The sequence below is a fragment of the Fusibacter bizertensis genome (assembly GCF_029914245.1).
In the GTDB taxonomy this organism is placed as follows: Bacteria; Bacillota; Clostridia; order Peptostreptococcales; family Acidaminobacteraceae; genus Fusibacter_C; species Fusibacter_C bizertensis.
In genome coordinates, this window is record NZ_JARYZI010000009.1 from 49,310 (window position 1) to 67,404 (window position 18,095).

At 36.7% G+C, this 18,095-nt stretch carries 16 protein-coding genes; 2 read left to right on the plus strand and 14 right to left on the minus strand.

Annotated elements, in window-relative coordinates; genetic code table 11:
* Nucleotides 1–30: 30 nt before the first annotated feature.
* From ilvD to QE109_RS13000, 6 genes are all read right to left on the minus strand, one after another.
* Nucleotides 31–1,701, minus strand: a complete 1,671-nt coding sequence (gene ilvD, locus QE109_RS12975) for a dihydroxy-acid dehydratase (RefSeq protein WP_281094963.1) — start codon at nucleotides 1,699–1,701, stop codon at nucleotides 31–33.
* The gene (gene ilvC / locus QE109_RS12980) at nucleotides 1,694–2,704 is read right to left on the minus strand and encodes a ketol-acid reductoisomerase (protein ID WP_281094964.1); all 1,011 of its coding nucleotides are present in this window, start codon (nucleotides 2,702–2,704) and stop codon (nucleotides 1,694–1,696) included. Before ilvC ends, ilvD begins: the two co-directional genes overlap by 8 nt.
* Before the next feature lie 78 nt (nucleotides 2,705–2,782).
* Nucleotides 2,783–3,019, minus strand: coding sequence for an ACT domain-containing protein (locus tag QE109_RS12985; protein WP_281094965.1), 237 nt, complete (start codon nucleotides 3,017–3,019; stop codon nucleotides 2,783–2,785).
* Nucleotides 3,020–3,433: 414 nt separating this feature from the next.
* Nucleotides 3,434–4,654, minus strand: coding sequence for an FprA family A-type flavoprotein (locus tag QE109_RS12990; protein WP_281094966.1), 1,221 nt, complete (start codon nucleotides 4,652–4,654; stop codon nucleotides 3,434–3,436).
* 189 nt (nucleotides 4,655–4,843) lie between these two features.
* The gene (locus QE109_RS12995) at nucleotides 4,844–5,785 is read right to left on the minus strand and encodes a DMT family transporter (protein ID WP_281094967.1); all 942 of its coding nucleotides are present in this window, start codon (nucleotides 5,783–5,785) and stop codon (nucleotides 4,844–4,846) included.
* Between the two features lie 149 nt (nucleotides 5,786–5,934).
* Nucleotides 5,935–7,104, minus strand: a complete 1,170-nt coding sequence (locus QE109_RS13000; RefSeq protein ID WP_281094968.1) for a PucR family transcriptional regulator — start codon at nucleotides 7,102–7,104, stop codon at nucleotides 5,935–5,937.
* A gap of 323 nt (nucleotides 7,105–7,427) precedes the next feature.
* Between QE109_RS13000 and QE109_RS13005 the strand changes: the two genes are divergently transcribed.
* Both QE109_RS13005 and QE109_RS13010 read left to right on the plus strand, forming a co-directional pair.
* The gene (locus QE109_RS13005; protein WP_281094969.1) at nucleotides 7,428–7,934 is read left to right on the plus strand and encodes a DUF6323 family protein; all 507 of its coding nucleotides are present in this window, start codon (nucleotides 7,428–7,430) and stop codon (nucleotides 7,932–7,934) included.
* A gap of 45 nt (nucleotides 7,935–7,979) precedes the next feature.
* Nucleotides 7,980–9,401: a DUF6179 domain-containing protein gene (locus tag QE109_RS13010; protein ID WP_281094970.1), complete on the plus strand. Its 1,422-nt coding sequence runs from the start codon at nucleotides 7,980–7,982 to the stop codon at nucleotides 9,399–9,401.
* Here QE109_RS13010 and QE109_RS13015 read toward each other — a convergent pair.
* The 8 genes from QE109_RS13015 to QE109_RS13050 all read right to left on the minus strand — a co-directional run bounded on the left by QE109_RS13015 (nucleotide 9,383) and on the right by QE109_RS13050 (nucleotide 18,076).
* Nucleotides 9,383–9,886 (minus strand): nitroreductase family protein, encoded by a 504-nt coding sequence (locus QE109_RS13015; RefSeq protein WP_281094971.1) that lies wholly within the window; start codon nucleotides 9,884–9,886, stop codon nucleotides 9,383–9,385. The genes QE109_RS13010 and QE109_RS13015 overlap by 19 nt on opposite strands.
* Nucleotides 9,887–9,940: 54 nt before the next feature.
* Nucleotides 9,941–10,420 carry a MarR family winged helix-turn-helix transcriptional regulator gene (locus QE109_RS13020; RefSeq protein WP_281094972.1) on the minus strand — a complete coding sequence of 160 codons (480 nt, stop codon included), beginning with the start codon at nucleotides 10,418–10,420 and terminating at the stop codon, nucleotides 9,941–9,943.
* Between the two features lie 103 nt (nucleotides 10,421–10,523).
* The gene (locus QE109_RS13025; RefSeq protein ID WP_281094973.1) at nucleotides 10,524–11,171 is read right to left on the minus strand and encodes a pentapeptide repeat-containing protein; all 648 of its coding nucleotides are present in this window, start codon (nucleotides 11,169–11,171) and stop codon (nucleotides 10,524–10,526) included.
* A complete protein-coding gene (locus QE109_RS13030) occupies nucleotides 11,146–12,153 on the minus strand; it encodes an alpha/beta hydrolase (protein WP_281094974.1) in 1,008 nt (335 codons plus the stop codon). Before QE109_RS13030 ends, QE109_RS13025 begins: the two co-directional genes overlap by 26 nt.
* 140 nt (nucleotides 12,154–12,293) lie before the next feature.
* Nucleotides 12,294–12,749, minus strand: a complete 456-nt coding sequence (def, locus tag QE109_RS13035) for a peptide deformylase (protein WP_281094975.1) — start codon at nucleotides 12,747–12,749, stop codon at nucleotides 12,294–12,296.
* A gap of 28 nt (nucleotides 12,750–12,777) precedes the next feature.
* Nucleotides 12,778–13,074 (minus strand): hypothetical protein, encoded by a 297-nt coding sequence (locus QE109_RS13040; protein ID WP_281094976.1) that lies wholly within the window; start codon nucleotides 13,072–13,074, stop codon nucleotides 12,778–12,780.
* Between the two features lie 113 nt (nucleotides 13,075–13,187).
* Nucleotides 13,188–16,580: an S-layer homology domain-containing protein gene (locus tag QE109_RS13045; RefSeq protein ID WP_281094977.1), complete on the minus strand. Its 3,393-nt coding sequence runs from the start codon at nucleotides 16,578–16,580 to the stop codon at nucleotides 13,188–13,190.
* Nucleotides 16,581–16,771: 191 nt separating this feature from the next.
* A complete protein-coding gene (locus QE109_RS13050) occupies nucleotides 16,772–18,076 on the minus strand; it encodes a sensor histidine kinase (RefSeq protein WP_281094978.1) in 1,305 nt (434 codons plus the stop codon).
* Nucleotides 18,077–18,095: the final 19 nt, after the last annotated feature.

Below are 18,095 nucleotides of genomic sequence, written 5' to 3' on the forward strand. Positions count from 1 at the left end.
GTTTTCACCCCTTCATAAACTCATATTATTTTATCTGTAGATTGCCCCTTCTGCTGCGGAACTTACATGTCTGGCGTATTTTGCCAAATAGCCTTTAACTTGAACAGGTCGATGTGTCATCTGATCTCGTCTATTTGAAATTATGGCATCCTCTATTTTATGGTTGATGGTGCCAAGAGAGATATCGATCTCTATAAGGTCGCCATCCATTAGATATGCTATATCTCCCCCTGCTTGTGCTTCTGGTGAGATATGACCTATAGCAGCACCTTTCGTCGCACCTGAAAATCTACCGTCAGTGATCAGTGCCACCGAGTCATCAAGCCCCATCCCTACGAGTGCAGATGTCGGTGTGAGCATCTCAGGCATACCAGGTCCACCTTTGGGCCCTTCATACCTGATAACGATAACATCTCCACTTTTGATCTCACCACTTAGTATGGCTTTTACTGCCGTAGCTTCTCCATCATAAACCCTAGCTGGACCAGTGTGTTCCATCATGCTAGGTAGAACTGCAGATTGTTTCACAACTGCGCCATCTTTGGCAAGGTTTCCCCAAAGTACTTTGATCCCGCCTTTATGGCTATAGGGTGCATCAACTGATCGCATCACTTTTCCATCTACAGATTTGATTGGGTGCTTCATCAGTTGAGACTGGAGTGACAGCCCTGATACGGTTAAGACATCTCCTTTTAAGTATTTAGCAACGTTCAGTTGATAAAGAAGTGTTTGGATACCCCCCACATGATAAAGGTCCTCAATATGATCAGCACCAGCAGGACTAAGCCTACACAGATTTGGCGTTTGATTGCTAATCGCATCCACTATATCAAGGTCGATTGTCACGCCCGCTTCATTTGCAATCGCAGTTAGATGGAGTACTGTATTGGTTGAACACCCAAGTGCCATGTCAGCAGTTAATGCATTGTGAAAAGCATCTTTTGTCATGATTTTACTTGGCGTTAGCCCTTCTTCCACCATCTTTACGATGCGCATCCCTGATTCTTTTGCTAGTCGTTGGCGTTTAGAGTAAACGGCTGGAATTGTTCCGTTTCCCGGTAGCGCCATACCAAGTGCTTCAGTCATACAGTTCATAGAATTAGCTGTGTACATCCCTGAACATGAGCCACACGTTGGACAAGCTTCTTCTTCATAAACTGAAAGCTCATCTACTGATAATACACCGGCATTTACTTTCCCAACTGCCTCAAAAACAGCACTAAGATCCAGTACCTTTCCCCGATGGTTGCCGGCTAACATAGGACCACCACTGACGACGATGGCTGGAATATCCAGCCTAGCTGCTGCCATCAACATCGCAGGTACAATTTTGTCACAATTAGGTACTAGTACAATGCCATCAAAGGGATGTGCCATCACCATGGCTTCGATACTATCTGCAATCAGCTCTCTACTAGCGAGCGAATAGCGCATGCCTTCATGGTTCATGGCTAAACCATCGCACACACCAATCACGGGAAATTCAAAAGGTGTGCCGCCAGAGATTCTGATACCTGTCTTTACACTATCCGTTACTGTTTTTAGGTGTGCATGTCCTGGAACGATTTCACTAAAAGCACTTACCACACCTATAAAAGGCTGATTCATCTCTTCGTCTGTAAGACCAAGTGCTTTTAAAAGTGAACGATGCGGTGCTCTCTCTACACCTTGTGTCAACTGACTGCTACGACTATTAAGCATCAAATCCCTCCTGATTTGGCAACCAACTCATCATTGACCTTAATTTTTTACCAACACCCACCATTGGATGTTCTGTTTCTTGTCTTCTTTTCGCATTGAAGACTGGACGACCTGCCATATTTTCTAAAATCCATGCTTTGGCAAATTCTCCGTTTTGAATTTCACTTAGCACTTTTTTCATCTCCGCACGGGTTTCTTCGTTGACGATGCGTTTCCCCACTTGATAATCACCGTATTCTGCTGTATCACTTACTGAATAGCGCATACGTTCAAGGCCACCTTCATAGAGTAAGTCTACGATTAATTTAAGTTCATGTAGGCATTCAAAGTAGGCAATCTCCTCTTGATACCCTGCTGAAACCAACGTTTCAAAGCCCGCTTTCACAAGTTCAGTAACACCACCACATAGGACTGCTTGTTCACCAAAAAGGTCTGTCTCAGTTTCTTCTTTAAAAGTAGTTTCGATAACGCCTGCTCTCGCAGCACCTATACCAAGTGCATATGCCATGGCAAATTCTCTCGCCTTTCCCGACGCGTCTTGGTGAACTGCAAAAAGTGCTGGAACACCCATCCCCTCTTGGTAAAGTCTTCTCACAAGATGTCCAGGTCCCTTTGGAGCAACCATAAATACATCGTTACTTGCAGGTGGAACAATTTGACTAAAATGAATATTGAAACCATGTGCAAAGACCAGCGCTGCATCTTTTTTTAGGTTAGGTTCTACTTTTGACTTATAAACACTTGCTTGCTTTTCATCTGGTAAGAGCATCATAACAAGGTCTGCATCTGCTACTGCTTTTTCTGCTGTCTGAACTTCTAGCCCTGCTGACTCTGCTTTCTTCCAGCTCTTAGAACCTTCATAAAGACCAACCACGACTGAAACACCACTTTCTTTAAGATTAAGTGCGTGAGCGTGTCCTTGACTTCCAAAACCAAGTACCGCCACCTTTTTTCCTTTAAGTAATTCTAATTTGCAATCCTTCTCGTAATACATCTTCGCCATTTCATTTTCTCCTTATATTTTTATGATTTTATATGATGATCTCTTGATCACGTTTTACTTTTTTTCACTGCTTTGTTGTTACTGCTTCACCTCAACTACAGAATAAACATTGACCACGCGTTTTAGAACCAAAAGTGCTGCATCAAGTGCAGGTCCATTGTTTTGCATGGTGATTTCTAGATTCGCTTTCTTTTGGTCATCGTCACTTTGCATTACGATGCGTTTCATCTGGAATCCTTTTCTTTTTAACAGTGCTGTTACACGCATCAGCACTTCAGGTTCATTTTCAATCGTCGCTCTTAACATCCTCTCCATCACGTTCCTCCTTGTATTTTGGTAAATAAAATCAATTTTGGACAAAATAAAAACCCCTCGACAAATATGATTGTCGAGGGGCGAGTAATCTTTCTCGCGGTACCACCCTGCTTTTTAGATATGCTTAAAACAAATAAGCCATCCACTTACTAAGTCGCACGATAAATCGTGTTAACTCTGATCACTTTAACGAAGATCAAACCGGCTCAGTCTACTGTCATACGTTCGACTTTGCTGCTCTTGAGTGATTATTAAATACCACATCCCTGCTACTTTTCACCAACCGTAGCTCTCTATGAAGAATGTTTAGGTATGTTTCTCTCAGTCGTTGCATTTGGTATATTAAAAACGATAATACACGTTTATTGACAGCAAGTCAACCCTTTTTTCTAAATTTTCTGATTTATCTGTGATTTAACTGTTTTCTTTCACCTTTTCGATCAAAACATCAACTTGTCTCAAGACGTGCTCGATGTCCTCTTGCTTAGCACGTCCTTTGAACTCGTATGGGGCTACAAAGTTCCACCCCATCCTAAGTTTCTCATGAATTTCATCTAACTCTTTTTGTGCGCCTCCTGACCAGCCATAAGAACCAAATCTAAATGCAATCTTTCCATGTGCTTTTTTCTTTCCGATCTCTTCAAGCGCTGCTGCCATAGGTGGAAACATCTTATACTCATAAGTTGGCATAGCTAGTATGATGCCTTTTGAAGTCCAGACAGAGGTCAAGATTTCACCCCATGATGTCTCTGGAACGCGATGTACATAATATTTAATCTCCGATTTCTTAAGTTTTTCTTCAACTGCCATCACCACTTCTTCTGTCATGCCATACATACTTCCCCAGAGTAAAGTGATCTCCTCTTCAGCATCACCTTTTTGGTTGTTGGCTAAATGGGTATAGGTTTCTAAGATCCAGTCTTTACGCTGATGCCAAATAAGGCCATGTCCAGGTGCTATCATTTTGATGTCAAGTCCTTTACATTTTTCAATTGCTTTAAGCACAAAGGGTGAAAAAGCACCAATGATATTGGAATAGTATCTATTAATTTCTCTTTGATATGCTTTGATCTCAAGATCTGTATAAGCATCGTCAATTGTAGATTGCTCAAAAGTACCAAACATACCAAATGCATCACAACTAAAAAGGATTCCCGATGACACTTCATAAGTCAACATGGCATCTGGCCAATGTACATGTGGTGTTGTTAAAAATTTCAGAACTTTACCAGCCCCTAGATTGATCTCAGAAGTATCATTAACTACATGAATCACTTCATCTTCTCCAAAAAATGCTTTATAAAGCTCAGCACCTTTATCAGTGCATATCACTTCAAAATCAGTATGCATTTTTTTGAACTCTGTAATCCACCCAGAATGATCTGGTTCAAGATGATTGAGTACTAAGTATTTTACTTTCTTGATGTCAATATCAAGCTGATCAAACAACTTAAAAAGATCCTCTGGAACACCTTCCCAACCACAAACACCATCTATTATTGCGATTTCATCGCCTTTTACAATATATGAATTAAGCGTTACTCCTTTTGGCATCTCCCATAGCCCTTCAAAGAGTATATCTTTAATATCTACTGTTAGCTGTTCGATGCCTTGTCCTAAGTTTACTGTTTTCATCTGTCGCTCCTTTTTTGATAATTATTCTCAAATACATATATACCATGTGAACACAAGGCTCAAACATAGAAAAACAATAAGTTTTCAAAAAAAATCAACCCCCAGACAGGCATCCGACTTGAGAATTGCCCATCTGGGGTGAAATAACTGATCGTGAATATGAACCTAGAGTTAAAGTTAAATTTCAGACTAATCCAGAGCAGGTTTAACCTTCTTTTTTGCTGGTGAAAAATTCATCTGAGAGATGAGAATTCCCGTTAATATGAAGCCACATCCCACTAATCCTCTCATGCTCATACGCTCACTTAATAATAAGGCACCACCTATTGCTCCAAATACAGATTCCATGCTTAGTATAATCGCTGCATGGGAAGGCTTTGCATGTTTCTGTGCCACGACTTGCAAGGTATATGCTACCCCAACTGAAAGGAGTCCACCATATAACAGTGGGATTAAACTACCTGTTAGCCCTTCTAAGGTAACAACTTCCGTGAAAAAAGCTGTAATAATACTTAAGATTGAACACGTTGCAAACTGTATGCTAGAAAGCTTAAGCGGATCTACTGAATTGGCAAAACGATCAATCGTTAAAATATGGATTGCCCAAAATATGGCACCAATTAGTACCAAAAAGTCACCAGTAGCAATACTAAACCCTTCATTAACGCTCAGTAGATATAGCCCTATAACAGCTATGATCACTCCTGCCCAAGAGTTCTTCGTAATTTTGTGTCTTAACAAGATGCCAAACAAAGGCACGAAAACCATGTACAGACCAGTGATAAAACCAGCTTTTCCTGCAGTCGTATATGCTAAGCCAATTTGTTGGAGGGTCGCTGCGACATATAAAACAGCCCCTACTAAAACGCCAGGTAAAATGGTACTTTTAAGGATGTTGTCTGTCGCCGTCTCCACCACGGTCTTTTGAACCGCTACTCTGGTAGACCTCTTTCGCTTAGAATCCATGTATAGGATCAAAGGTATCAATGAAATTGCCCCTAGTCCAAAACGAATTCCATTAAAGGTAAAAGCGCCGATGTACTTTGCACCCACGCGCTGTGCTACAAAACCAAATCCCCATATTGCAGCTGTCAATAAAAGTGCCATATTCGCCAGTACTCTCTTGTTCATCTAATGCCCCCATGACTCAAATTTTATCTACTTAATATACTCATAAAATGCTTTTTAATTATACTTTATTTTATCAGTATTAACGTTTTATGTCATTGTTCAACAAACAAAAAAAACAACCTTTTTTTGTTTGTTATACAAAAGGCTGTTTATCTATTTTGAATCTGATTCAGTTGATGCAACTTTATAGCCACTGATAGCTGTTCAAAAAAAGACTCATCATCTTCTTTAAAACCTAAAATTTCTGCAATTTTTGAGAGACGATAACGTATCGTGTTTTTATGAACAAAAAGAACATCAGCAGCTTTTTGAGCGTTCCCATAATGTGTCACATATACGATTGCTGTTTCTAAAAGCTCAGAGTGATATTGCGTATCATATTTGAGTATAGGATCAACCATTTGCCTCATAAAGGTTCGAACCCAATGGTCATCACAATAAGGTAATAAAATTTGATAAATCCCTATTTCAGAAAAAGCCATTTGATCTTTTTGCGTGTATGCGGCAATCTTTTGTGCATAAAAAGCTTCATTTATTGCAAAATCAATATCATATAGACTTTCATGCGAACAACTGATTCCAACATGAAAATCATAGATATTAAGTGCTACTTCTTCAAGTGAGGCATATGCACTTTGGATCGCTTTGTCTACAGCTATAACATCGTTCCAAGTTATAACAATTAACAGACCAGTTTGATATTTTATTAGACTTGTACTTTTATGAAATAACTTTTGCTTCTTAGCTTTTTCAATAAAGGTCATAAAAGTCACGTCATGAAGATACTTCTTACTTTTAAGATAAATTACAAGATGTTTATCACAAAAATGACTATTCAACTCCAAGGCAACTTCTTTAACTGTATTTTTATCTAATTGCTTATTTGCCAATAAATCGACTTTCGCCTCCATCAGTTCAAAACTGTCTGCAAAGCGAATGCGATCATTTACCTCTGTGATGATATCTTCAAAATAAGCACTATTGTCAAATATAAAAATTGGGAAACGTTTTTCATTTGATAATTCAATGACTTCTGGTGGCATTTCACTATAATAGATATTTTTTACTGCAAGACCACTTGCACCATCTATTATCAGATCCCGTACAGCTTCAAAGATATATTCTGGATGATCCTTAGCAAACAAGAGACTCGTCAGCACGAACTCGCCATGAACAAACTGTCCCTCTTGTCTTGAAAAAAATTCCCAGTCTAATATCCCTACTTTATCGACAGGATTATCAAGACCACCTACACCTGAAACCAATCTAAATTTCCTAAACGTATGCAGTTTTGTTGCTTCATAAAGTGATATCGACATATACCCTCTCTTCATCATTTGATGACTACATCATTTCATCTACTACACTGAAAACACTAGAGCCTCTAAATAATATTATCGCAGATTCTCCATTTGAAAGATAGAGTAGATTTCCATGGTCAAAAAAACAAAAAAAGCCAATAAAAAACAAATTCTCGATTTGCTAGTTTATTGACTAATCATCTAAATAGTGATAGAATTAAATTTGAAAGTTTTATTTTGCCAACAATACAAACTTACATTAGTATTATTTCATATTTTTTCGTTTTTGTCAATATTTAAAAACGGTTTTTTCAAAATCAACCATTCGATAGGAGTTTATTATGCAACTAGACCTAAAAGTAGCCAACATATTTGCTTTCACCCCTGCCACCCTTGAAAAAAACATCGAGAGTGTCTTACGATGTAATGACTTTACAGAACCAAAAGGTTTATCACTCAATTATGCTCAAGCTTTATATCTAGTTGATACACGTACCAATTCGCTAAAAAGCAACGGTCGTATAGAATTTTCAGATAGTATCATAGGCAAAATCATTTATACTTTCTCTGATTCAGCTTATATTGATAATATAAACTACGAGGATACAATTCATGATTTAATTGAGCTTTTTTATTATTTTAAAAACGAATCTTTAGATAGGTATAATGATGATCAACTCATTGCTTACCTGTACTCTGCATTTGAAGGCTATTGTCAAGGTTCAACCGAGCTTCTCGCTAGCAAAGGCCTAGAAAAACTACTTCATCCTGAAACTGCAATTGAAGACGAACTTGAAATAAAAATTTCAGATATTCAGCTTGAAGCAATAGATGAGCTTGAATTATAATTAAAAACATTTTAAATTCAATATATAAATAAAGAGGTCGATCCCATGAATAACGATAGTACAAACGAACGAAAAAATAAATTGCTTAATCCCATAGTAGACCAAGAAACTTTTGCTGTGAGTAAAAATTATGTACTGGATAAAAAGCAGATAGACAAACGCTTTTATTTTCAGTCACTGGTAGATACGGCTTCTCTTATGGGACTCATAGAAGATGAGATGTTAGACCATTTTCAAGTGAGTTTAATCGCTCTACTTGGATTTAAAGTTGATCAGTTTACTCAAGGCAAAAGTAGTTCTGTGCGCATGGAAATTGCTGAGATGCTAATGAAATCCAATTTATTTACCATCAGTCATTACCTTAAATCACTTGACTCACCCGATGATGCACTTCACATTATTAAAACTACACCACTAAAAGAAGTCTATGAATTGGGATTAAATTGCATCAATGAATCTATAAAGAAAGCTAAAAAACTGCACAAAATTATATTAAGCACTTTGTATCACACGCCCAATGAAACTTATAACGAGACGGTTGTCGAAGGCATAAAAGGTTTTTTCAAGCTCTATGATCCTAGCTTTGAAGCACACAGTATCCATATCACTGCGGATTATCCAACCATTAAACCTATCGAAAACCTTGACGGCATCGAATTTATACTTGCTTTTCTTCAGTCTATCTATCATGAAAACAAATTTTGTAATTCCTTTAACACTGGGGACACACATCTTTATCTCAAAGGGTTGCACGCACATTATGACTTGCTCATTATTAACCTCTTTGAGCCATTACTAACAGGAGCGATTGCATGTCATATCCTCGGTCTAGAAGTGAATAAGCTTTTGCTTAACCCCTTTCAAATCGAGCGATTATATACCGAACTTCATACACTGTCTAAGCAAGCGCTTTATCACAAGTTTAAAGAGTCAACTATCGCGCTGTTAGATCAGCTTCGCTTTGACCATGCATCTTCCAAAAGATATATCATAGGCGTATTACCAGTCATCGTTTCACGTGTGTACCTCGCACTCAAAATGGATACACTTGAACAAGTCATCTATATAAAAGCAGCACCTACAAAAGATAAAGAACTTTTGTATCATGCTGCTCCCAAAATGAATGATGAACTTTTCCGTATCGTTCTTGAAGAATTATCCGAATGTAGATATTCCAGTGATCGTGTTGCCCTGATTCTTAAAGAAGTTAAATCCTTAGAGGATTTAGAAGACTTTGTTGAAGAAGCATCACTTTCAAAATCAGAAATCAAAGCTATCCTTTCAAAGTTACCTTTAATCGAGATTGCAGTCCTGATAGAAAGACACCCTCTTACAGTTCAGATCAGTGTGACTGACCGTACGACGCAAGAACTTCTCCTTAGTCAATGCCTAGAAGAACATAAGAACAAACTCTCTGTAAGCATGCAACACGCTTTAAAAAGACTTTCTTACCACTTATCAAAATGAACTTTTTCAGCTTGATAGCGATCTACAAAAACATTATCTTGTCCATCAGGATACCCTACTGCAATTAAAGCAAACGGTTTGATATGACTAGGTAGATCGTATAACTTACTGACATTGTCCATCACAACATCAGATGTTGACACACCAAACCAGACGCCACCAAGTCCTAGTTCTGTTGCTTCAAGCAATAAGTTTTGTGCTGATGCACTCATGTCTTGTTGCCAAGCAGTTGGTACCAATAAAGATTTCTCATTTGCTGTTAGTACAAAAGTCACGCCTGAATTCGCTACAGGCTTTGCATAAGGAGACACTTGAGATAACATTCCAAGTGCTTCTTTATCTTGTACAACGATGAATTCCCATGGTTGTTGATTGGCAGCAGAGGGTGCTTGCATAGCAGCTCTCAATAGTTTCTCAATTTTTTCAGATTCTACAGCTTGTTCTTTAAACTTTCTGATGCTTCTACGGTTAAAAATTGCATTCATAATAGACCTCTCATATTAAACTCATATTCAAACAAACGAGTGAGTTAGATTCTGCTATTGGCCCAATTTATCTATAAGCTTGTTACTGATATTTACAAATTGTCTTGTCTCTTCTTCCGATAAAATACCATCATAAATTGTATGAAGTTCATTCCATGCTGCAACAATTTCTGCTTGTAGTGCTTTCCCTTTTACAGTTGAGCTCACATAGACATTTTTACCTTCTGAAGTCTTGGTCACTAACCCCTTCGCATCAAGCTTTTCTAAAAAACGTGTAATGGTCGAAGGTGTTAAAAACATCCTCTCGCCAAGTTCTTTTTGATGCATCTTTTCTGTTTGATTTAAGATATAGATCAGCACTGCATAACTAGGTGATAACCCCGTCTTTTTAAAAGCTTCTTCAGCAATTTTGTTAAACTCTCTTGCTAGTTTTGTAGTAGAAAAAAATACACAAGTATTCAGCCTACAGTTTCTCTTCTCTATATCCTCTTTGCTTGTTTCTTTATTTGTTTCTTTATTTACTTCTTTATTCATCACATACCCCTCGCTTGTTTGTACATACAACTATAGCATCGCCATTATTCTTCGTCAACATATTCACAAGATCGTTTTTAATTAATTTACATTTACATCATAATTAATGCTTTACAACTACACCCCATAAACCAATGAGATCTGATGCTTGAAAAGCGTTAATTATAGCCCCTTTAAGTTCTACTGGTGGCAAAGACACCATTGGTGCAATCAACTCATTTTCCGTAAAATCAATTGAAGTTAGCATTGTCTTAAAAAAATTATTTTTAATAAACTTTGATTCAGTCGTTTCAAATCTTTTGAGTTTCGCCTCTGATAATGATGCTTCAGTAAAGTCAGTTCTTACAAGCTTTACATCTGTTAACTGCGAACGATCAAAGTTCGTATATTGAAATTTTGATTCTTTTAACAGCACATGTTTAAAAACTGAATCTGACAAATTCGCGCCAGTAAATTTACACGATATAAAGTGACATCTTTCAAAATAAGATTCATAAAATTTACTATTAGAAAAATCACAACTCTCAAAGATTACATCGATAAAACTAGCTTTTTCAAAATTACATTGATTGAATGTACAATTTTCAAAAATAGATTTTCTTATATCTACTTTTGGATATCCTTGAGAGAGGATCGTCTCTTTCACTATTCTAAGTTCAGAAACTGGCATTTCTTCTTGTAATGGTTCTTGTATATAGTCTGTAAAATTCTCTACTGCGTCAAGTTTACTTGGTACTTTGGGATTGATCATTTATATTTCCTTTCTGAGTTGGTTGATTAGCAAAATAATGATCCACTGCATACTTAAAAGCCTGCATGAGAAATTCTTTGGCTTCTCTGCTCACTTTAGCCTTGGGGCAAACAATATCAAATCCATGATAACAACCTTCATAAATTTTGAAATCGACTTTACATCCCGCCTCTTTAAGCTTTTTTACATATGCTATCGTCTCATCTCTAAAGGGTTCTAGTTCTCCAACAAAGGTCACTGTAGGAGGTAAATAAGTATAATCTAAAGCTCTTGCGGGAGCAGCGTAATAAGGTACATTGTTCGTTTTGAAAAGGTCACCTAGATATAAGCTCCAACTATTATAGTTTGACTTTGAGTTCCATACAGGCGCATTGTTATTTACCGCGGACACTGTATCCATCCGGTCATCTATCATGGGATATAATGGCATTTGAAATGCAATAGCCACGTCTCCTCTATCTCTTGCATATAGTGTCAGTGCTGCTGTTAAGCCACCGCCTGCACTCTCTCCACCAACCATAAGTTGATTTTCCCTAATCCCAAGCGTTTCTATATGCTCTTTCATCCATAAAAGTGCCAGATAACTATCCTCTAGTGCTGCTGGATAGGGTGCTTCTACTGATAACCTATAATCTGGTGCAACGACTACACAGTCACTGGCCTCTATCAAACTTTTAAACATTGCGGTACTTTGTTCAGGTACACCAAGTCCATACCCACCACCATGTAACCATAAAATACCAGGGACATCGGCTTTAGGTACTAGTGGCTTGAAAATACAGAGTCTCAGCTTTGTACCGTCTGGACGAACTATCCATTTAATCTCAGTATCAATCGCAGAATCTATCATCTTATGTTTGAACTTTCTCGTCAGTTTATTAAAAAATTTAAAACGATTTTCAGTGAATGTATTGTTGATCAGTTTGATAAAAGTGCCCGTTGCCCTTAGTTCTTTATCAATCATGCTCTGTTTAACTTTCATAAAACCTCCAAAACACTTTGCTAAATTAAGCTTAGTTCTATTAGATTATATATGATTTAAATTAACTTTCACAAAATATTTTATGACTTAACAAAAATAAGGCTACAGATGTTTCTTATAGCCTTATCTTAATGCATTTTTTAAAATTCTAAAAACTCTGTTACTTTATCAATAAAAACTTCTCCATCAAGATGATCAAACTCATGGCAAACACACTTTGCCATATGATCTTCTACAGTTAAAACTATTTTCTTTCCATTTTCATCAAGTGCTTCAAAAGTCACTTTTTGAGGACGAATCGTTTTCCCGTAAACGTCTGGAAAGCTCAAACACCCTTCGATACATTCTTGTTCACCACTTGCCTCGACAATTTTAGGGTTTACAAGCTTCAAAAGATAGCCTTCATAATCGATAACGACCAAACGTCTCAGTAGCCCGACTTGATTGGCAGCAAGCGCTGCACCTGTATCAATAGAATGAAGTGTTTCCATCATATCATCCAGTTGTTGACGTATTCTATCGTTTACTTCTGTTACTTCTTTGCATTTTTTTTTCAAGATTGGGTCTTCATTTAAACGCAGTGTAAGAATTGCCATTTTTAATATTCCTTTCAAATCAATTGGATTAATGCTTTGATAAATAGCACGAAACGCAGTAAACAGCGCCCTCTTCAGCAGTACCTGCAACTACTTCAAGCTCTGTATCACATAAAGCACAATTTTTTGTCACCACTTGTACTTGTTCTGTCTCGTCACTTGAATAATGTGTACACGTTAAATCACATCCATCAAGTTCACATTCAGAACACCCGTCAGCAGGAAAACCAAATTCACACGCTTCATTAATGCTATTACCTTCTATATCATTTTCATCAATAATGCTTTTTAAATTTTTGCAGCTACTACATATACATTCACTCATCTACTTACTCCTTAGTTTTTAAATATTCACTTTAGTTGAATTATATCAAAAAAAGTGGTATGAAACTACATATAGTTCCATGCCACTTACAAATATTCGTTATTGCTCAGACACTATTCAATAGAGGCTAAAACAAATCTTCCTAAAACTACTGCAACCTCTGATCTTGTTGCATCACTTTTGGGACTAAAACTGTCATTTTCTCGACCAGTGATTAGATTACTTTCTTGGCAATATATAGCTCCCTCAATCGCCCATGTTGAAATACTTGAACAATCACTGTAGTTTAGAGAAATATTTGACGGTTCATATATGTCTAGAACTCTAGCGAAGTTTAACATAATTACTGCTAATTCTTCACGGGTAACGTTACGCTCTGGAGCAAATCTGTTATTACCTATACCTGTAACGATTCCATTTTTATTTGCCCATGCAACATATTTTCCATAATAGGCATCACTATCTATATCTGAAAAATGACTAATACCTGAAATTGTACCATATGAACTTTCATACAATTTACCGATTGCAGTAACAAGCATTGCCCTTGTCATCCCCAATTTAGGACTAAATAAATCTTGACTTGTTCCCGGTAAAAGTTCTCTTTCAGTGATAAAATCAATACTTGATTTAGACCAATTAGTTGTATTATCTTTAAAATTTTTGATATTTTCACCAAATAGAATAGAAACATCTTTAGGTGCAATATATTTATACGTATTTCCAATTATTGCTGACATACCTACAAAAACCCGCTCTCCATTCTCAAGATAATAAGGAATTGCTGTTTCCTTAACGAAGTTTGCAGCTATTTTGTGACTGTTATTATCTGTAAATTGATAATTTTCAACAGCGCCTATACTTATTTCATCAATAATAACATCAGCGATCACATAACCATCTTCTGGAATAATCGTTCCAGATTTTTTATCTATGCTGATATCTATCTTTCCACCTTCGCTTTGAATCACAGTTATTTGAGGTAATACAATTTTATTCTCAACAACTGGATTATTATCATTTGCAGAAGCTTGTGAAGTATACGCTATTGCATAAGTAGAAAATTTCTTGGTGGTAAGTTTCAGTATTGTGCCATTGTTAACTAGTTCTAATTTTTCACCATCTCCGTTTGCGACAGTAGTGATCGTATCAACTGAACTTCCATGAAAACGATAAATTACGTAGTTGTTTTTACCTTTTACTGAATCCTCTAATGGAATAAGTACTTCTATTAAACTCTGCAGTTCTGATATTACTGCGGATTGTGTAGGAATTTCAACGCCAAGGTTATTCTTTACCGTTTTTAAAATTGATAGATCGAGAAAAATACCAACCGTCTTACCATTTGAAGTAGCTGTTGCGATTATATTACTCGCATTGCTTGTTGTATTGTCTTTTTTATCTGCGACTAGCCTAATTTCAACTGATCCACCACTAGTAACGATATCATTATCAAGGGAAGTAATTCCTTTAACTTTGTCTGCAGTAACTGGTGCGGCAAATTGATCATCTAACCCCCCCACAACAATTGAAGGGGTATTCGTCTTTACTTCAACGATACTGTTTGTTTTACTTGATGAAAGCTCTATTGTTCCTAAATCATAGTTCGCATTACTTATAGTGATAACTTTTGTTCGAACACTACCACCTTTGCTAATCACGAGGTTGTAAGTGCCACTAAGCAAATCAGTAATGGCAAAAGTTCCATCATTTGCAGTTAATGTTGATAAGCCGACTTGATTTTGACCTTTCATGATTTTGACAATTGCATCTTGAACATCAGATGGTGTCTCATCGGTTACTTTTCCACTAATATTATATTTAGTAATTTCAACATATGGTGTAGCAACAATTACAATTTGCTTGACTTCCGTAGTATATGAAACTACTCCCTTTTGAACTGTTAATGTAAACTCATATTTACCATTGATACCAGCATGGTTGGCGCTGGTTCCAGCGATTGGTGCTAAATAGCTTACTTTATTAACTTCTATTGCGATATCACCATTATTTACAGATGATTCTGCAGCTATTTTAATCGCATCTTCGACAACAGTCTCACTTGTAACTTCTGCTTGAGTCATATCTTCATAATGTGTATTGCTTGCAACATTTTTAGCATTAGCAACTAATGTAATATCGGCATTTGATGCAACCACAACTGTAACTGTATATGTTTTTGTCGTTATTCCATCTTCAGCAGTTACCATATGATCAACTGGAGAGGTGAAATCAGTTGTAGCGCCACTCAAAGGAGAAACCGTAGCTCCTGCTGAAATTAAAATATTTGAAATTAGACTTGTTACATCCGTTTCAAAAGGTACTGTTAGCGTTATATTTGTACCTTCTATTACTCCTGCGACTTCTGGAGCTGTGATACTAAAGCTACTGATGTCACAGCTCATGCTTAACCATTTTGCATAAAGGGTACTATCAGCTGTAGCTGTATAGCTTGCACCGTCAGTATAATCATCCCCGTTGCCATCTGCCTGTGTATTCCATCCGGCAAAGCTGTAACCAGTCCTTGTGTATCCATTCATTGTTAATGCCTGGGTTTCATCTTTACTAATTAACTGTGCTAAAGTAGAGCCTCCGTCACTTCCATTGCCATCGAAAGTGACCTTATAAGAGGTTAGGTCATCAACTTCTGATTCTGTCGCTGTTCTAAATACGATACCATCAAGGAGATTTCCCGATTCTGGATCTGTTGCTGCTCGGCTTGCAAAAGCAAATCTAGTTAGGGTTTGCCCCTCTGGTACAACATAAATGCCTTCATACTTCGTCCATCTTTTTACTTCAGTATATAATTCTTTTTTATTGCTATCTTTTCCAGCATATGCATCTGGAACTACTGAAACTTCTGTCATATTATCGACTTCATAAATAGTTCTCTTTATCCATTCTTGATCATATACTGTTTGATTAGAGTCTTTCATCGTCCCAGTTTCAAGATTATCTGGCGTTCCAATTCTAACTGCCATTGTGTTGTTTATGTTGGTTTTATTAACATACCAAACCCCACCTTGATAGAGAGACCAGTAAATAATCTGTCCTGGTGTCGTCTGAATATCTTGAAATGCGGCAGAAACCTCTGCAGCATTTAGCTCAATAAATTGACTACCATCTGGTACAAATTTCACCCCCCAATCTGCTGTAGCTGAGTTGGCATCACTGCCAAATTCAAATAATCTATTTACACCTGTGGATGTTGTATCCCATCCAAATTCAGTAGGATCATAATCGGGGATTGTTCCACTGTCCATGCTAGTTTTATAGCTCCCTGCACTATGCCCAGAGATATCAAACGGGTAAAAATTGGTCCACCACTGAGAACCTGTAGATATTAAATTGCCTGGATATTCAAAGCTTCCATTTACCAAAGCTGTTGGATAATCAACCGCATATGATTGCAAAGAGTATAGCGGAAATAACGAGATCAACATTGTTAATATTAATAAATGTGTCATCACTACTTTAAATATGCTTTTTTTCTTGTATTTTTTCATTACCGTCTCCTCTTGTGTCGAAAATTTCTTACAATTTCAAATTACATCATAGCAGAAAATCGAAAGAGATTATGAATTTGGGGTAATTGACATCTTTTTTGGGGTGATTGCTTTTCAATTCTCTCTTTAAATACCATCAAAAAAGACTGTCTTTGATAATAGACAGTCTTTCAATGTATATTTTTTTACTATTAGTTGGAATTCAGAACAATTTGTGTTATAAATTTTCCATTTACAACAGAAAATCCTGCAGTTCCATCATACCTTTCAGCTGTATAAAGGATACTTTTTGTACCTGTTCCTCCACTTGATTTTTGTGTAATAGGTAAATCATCTTGAAAAATGAGATCTGTTACGCAGGTGTTTTCAACCTGAATTCGCAATCTTTGATCAATATATTTTACTGTTACTGAGATTTCCTTTTGAATATTCTCCGATATTCTTAAGCAACCTTCAAGCGCGTTTTCTAATGAATTACCAAGCACACAGGTTAAATCAACATTATCAATTCCTACCTTCTCAGGTATACTAGCTCTAAATATAGTCTTTATTCCCTCTATATTAGCCTTGTTGGCATAAACATTTAGTATACTATTCGCTATGGGATTTGCACAGTAGGTATTAGCTTGATGAGTATCTAAAGCTTCATCAAAACTCTTTAAATATGAACCTAATTTATCAAGTTCTCCATATTGTAGCATCCCCATTATGACCGCATTATGATGATGCATATCGTGCCTTTGTCTCATCGTATTTGCAGCAGCAGATTTTTGCCTAGCGAGCTCGGCTTCCCATAATTTTTCTTGTTGCCCCATTAACAATTGGCGTTTCTCTAGAGCATATTTATCAACAATAGCATTTGCCTGTATATACAATAGGTAATATACTGCTAAAAACAACAGGTATAGCGTAATAATAATAACTTTATTCCACTCCTTATTTTCCCAATGCCAGTATGGTGATGGATAATATAATACCATTATTTGCATCATTAAAAACATAAACGGAACAATAGTAGCAAAACGCCATTCGTGATCCAAGACTTCTACAAGTTTTCGAAAGCGATGCTTAACAAACTTAAATAAGAGTGGTAAGATCACGATGTAGATTAACATTCTAATCAATATCCGTTCATTTACAAATGAGAGTCCCGTTTTATGTATCGCTAGATTATCACTAATATAACTGATAGATACATAGATATTCACAAAAGTTAAAAAACTGAACATCGAAACAAAAAAATTATCAGCCGAACATATCAAATACCAAGAAAGTTCTATGACCAATATCACTAGTACTGCATATCGATCCACAGAGTTGATTCCCTTTGTATATAAAGTATAACAAAGAAGACTTATTCCAAGGAACATCACAAATAGACCCGCTGTCACTATTTTATTTATAGGTTCTCGAAAACGCATTACTGAAGAAGACATCAGTGTAAAACCAATCACAGATTGCAAAAAAGATATAAAAATGAAAATGACATACCACATTGACCTTCTCCTTATAAGT

Coding starts and splice junctions, on each gene's coding strand:
- QE109_RS13020 (WP_281094972.1), bottom strand. CDS start 10,420: ATGAATAAAGAAGTAAATAAAGAAACAAATAAAGAAACAAGCAAAGAG.
- ilvD (WP_281094963.1), bottom strand. CDS start 1,701: ATGCTTAATAGTCGTAGCAGTCAGTTGACACAAGGTGTAGAGAGAGCA.
- QE109_RS13010 (WP_281094970.1), top strand. CDS start 7,980: ATGAATAACGATAGTACAAACGAACGAAAAAATAAATTGCTTAATCCC.
- QE109_RS13030 (WP_281094974.1), bottom strand. CDS start 12,153: ATGAAAGTTAAACAGAGCATGATTGATAAAGAACTAAGGGCAACGGGC.
- QE109_RS12995 (WP_281094967.1), bottom strand. CDS start 5,785: ATGAACAAGAGAGTACTGGCGAATATGGCACTTTTATTGACAGCTGCA.
- ilvC (WP_281094964.1), bottom strand. CDS start 2,704: ATGGCGAAGATGTATTACGAGAAGGATTGCAAATTAGAATTACTTAAA.
- QE109_RS13015 (WP_281094971.1), bottom strand. CDS start 9,886: ATGAATGCAATTTTTAACCGTAGAAGCATCAGAAAGTTTAAAGAACAA.
- QE109_RS12985 (WP_281094965.1), bottom strand. CDS start 3,019: ATGGAGAGGATGTTAAGAGCGACGATTGAAAATGAACCTGAAGTGCTG.
- QE109_RS12990 (WP_281094966.1), bottom strand. CDS start 4,654: ATGAAAACAGTAAACTTAGGACAAGGCATCGAACAGCTAACAGTAGAT.
- def (WP_281094975.1), bottom strand. CDS start 12,749: ATGGCAATTCTTACACTGCGTTTAAATGAAGACCCAATCTTGAAAAAA.
- QE109_RS13045 (WP_281094977.1), bottom strand. CDS start 16,580: ATGAAAAAATACAAGAAAAAAAGCATATTTAAAGTAGTGATGACACAT.
- QE109_RS13040 (WP_281094976.1), bottom strand. CDS start 13,074: ATGAGTGAATGTATATGTAGTAGCTGCAAAAATTTAAAAAGCATTATT.
- QE109_RS13000 (WP_281094968.1), bottom strand. CDS start 7,104: ATGTCGATATCACTTTATGAAGCAACAAAACTGCATACGTTTAGGAAA.
- QE109_RS13025 (WP_281094973.1), bottom strand. CDS start 11,171: ATGATCAATCCCAAAGTACCAAGTAAACTTGACGCAGTAGAGAATTTT.
- QE109_RS13005 (WP_281094969.1), top strand. CDS start 7,428: ATGCAACTAGACCTAAAAGTAGCCAACATATTTGCTTTCACCCCTGCC.
- QE109_RS13050 (WP_281094978.1), bottom strand. CDS start 18,076: ATGTGGTATGTCATTTTCATTTTTATATCTTTTTTGCAATCTGTGATT.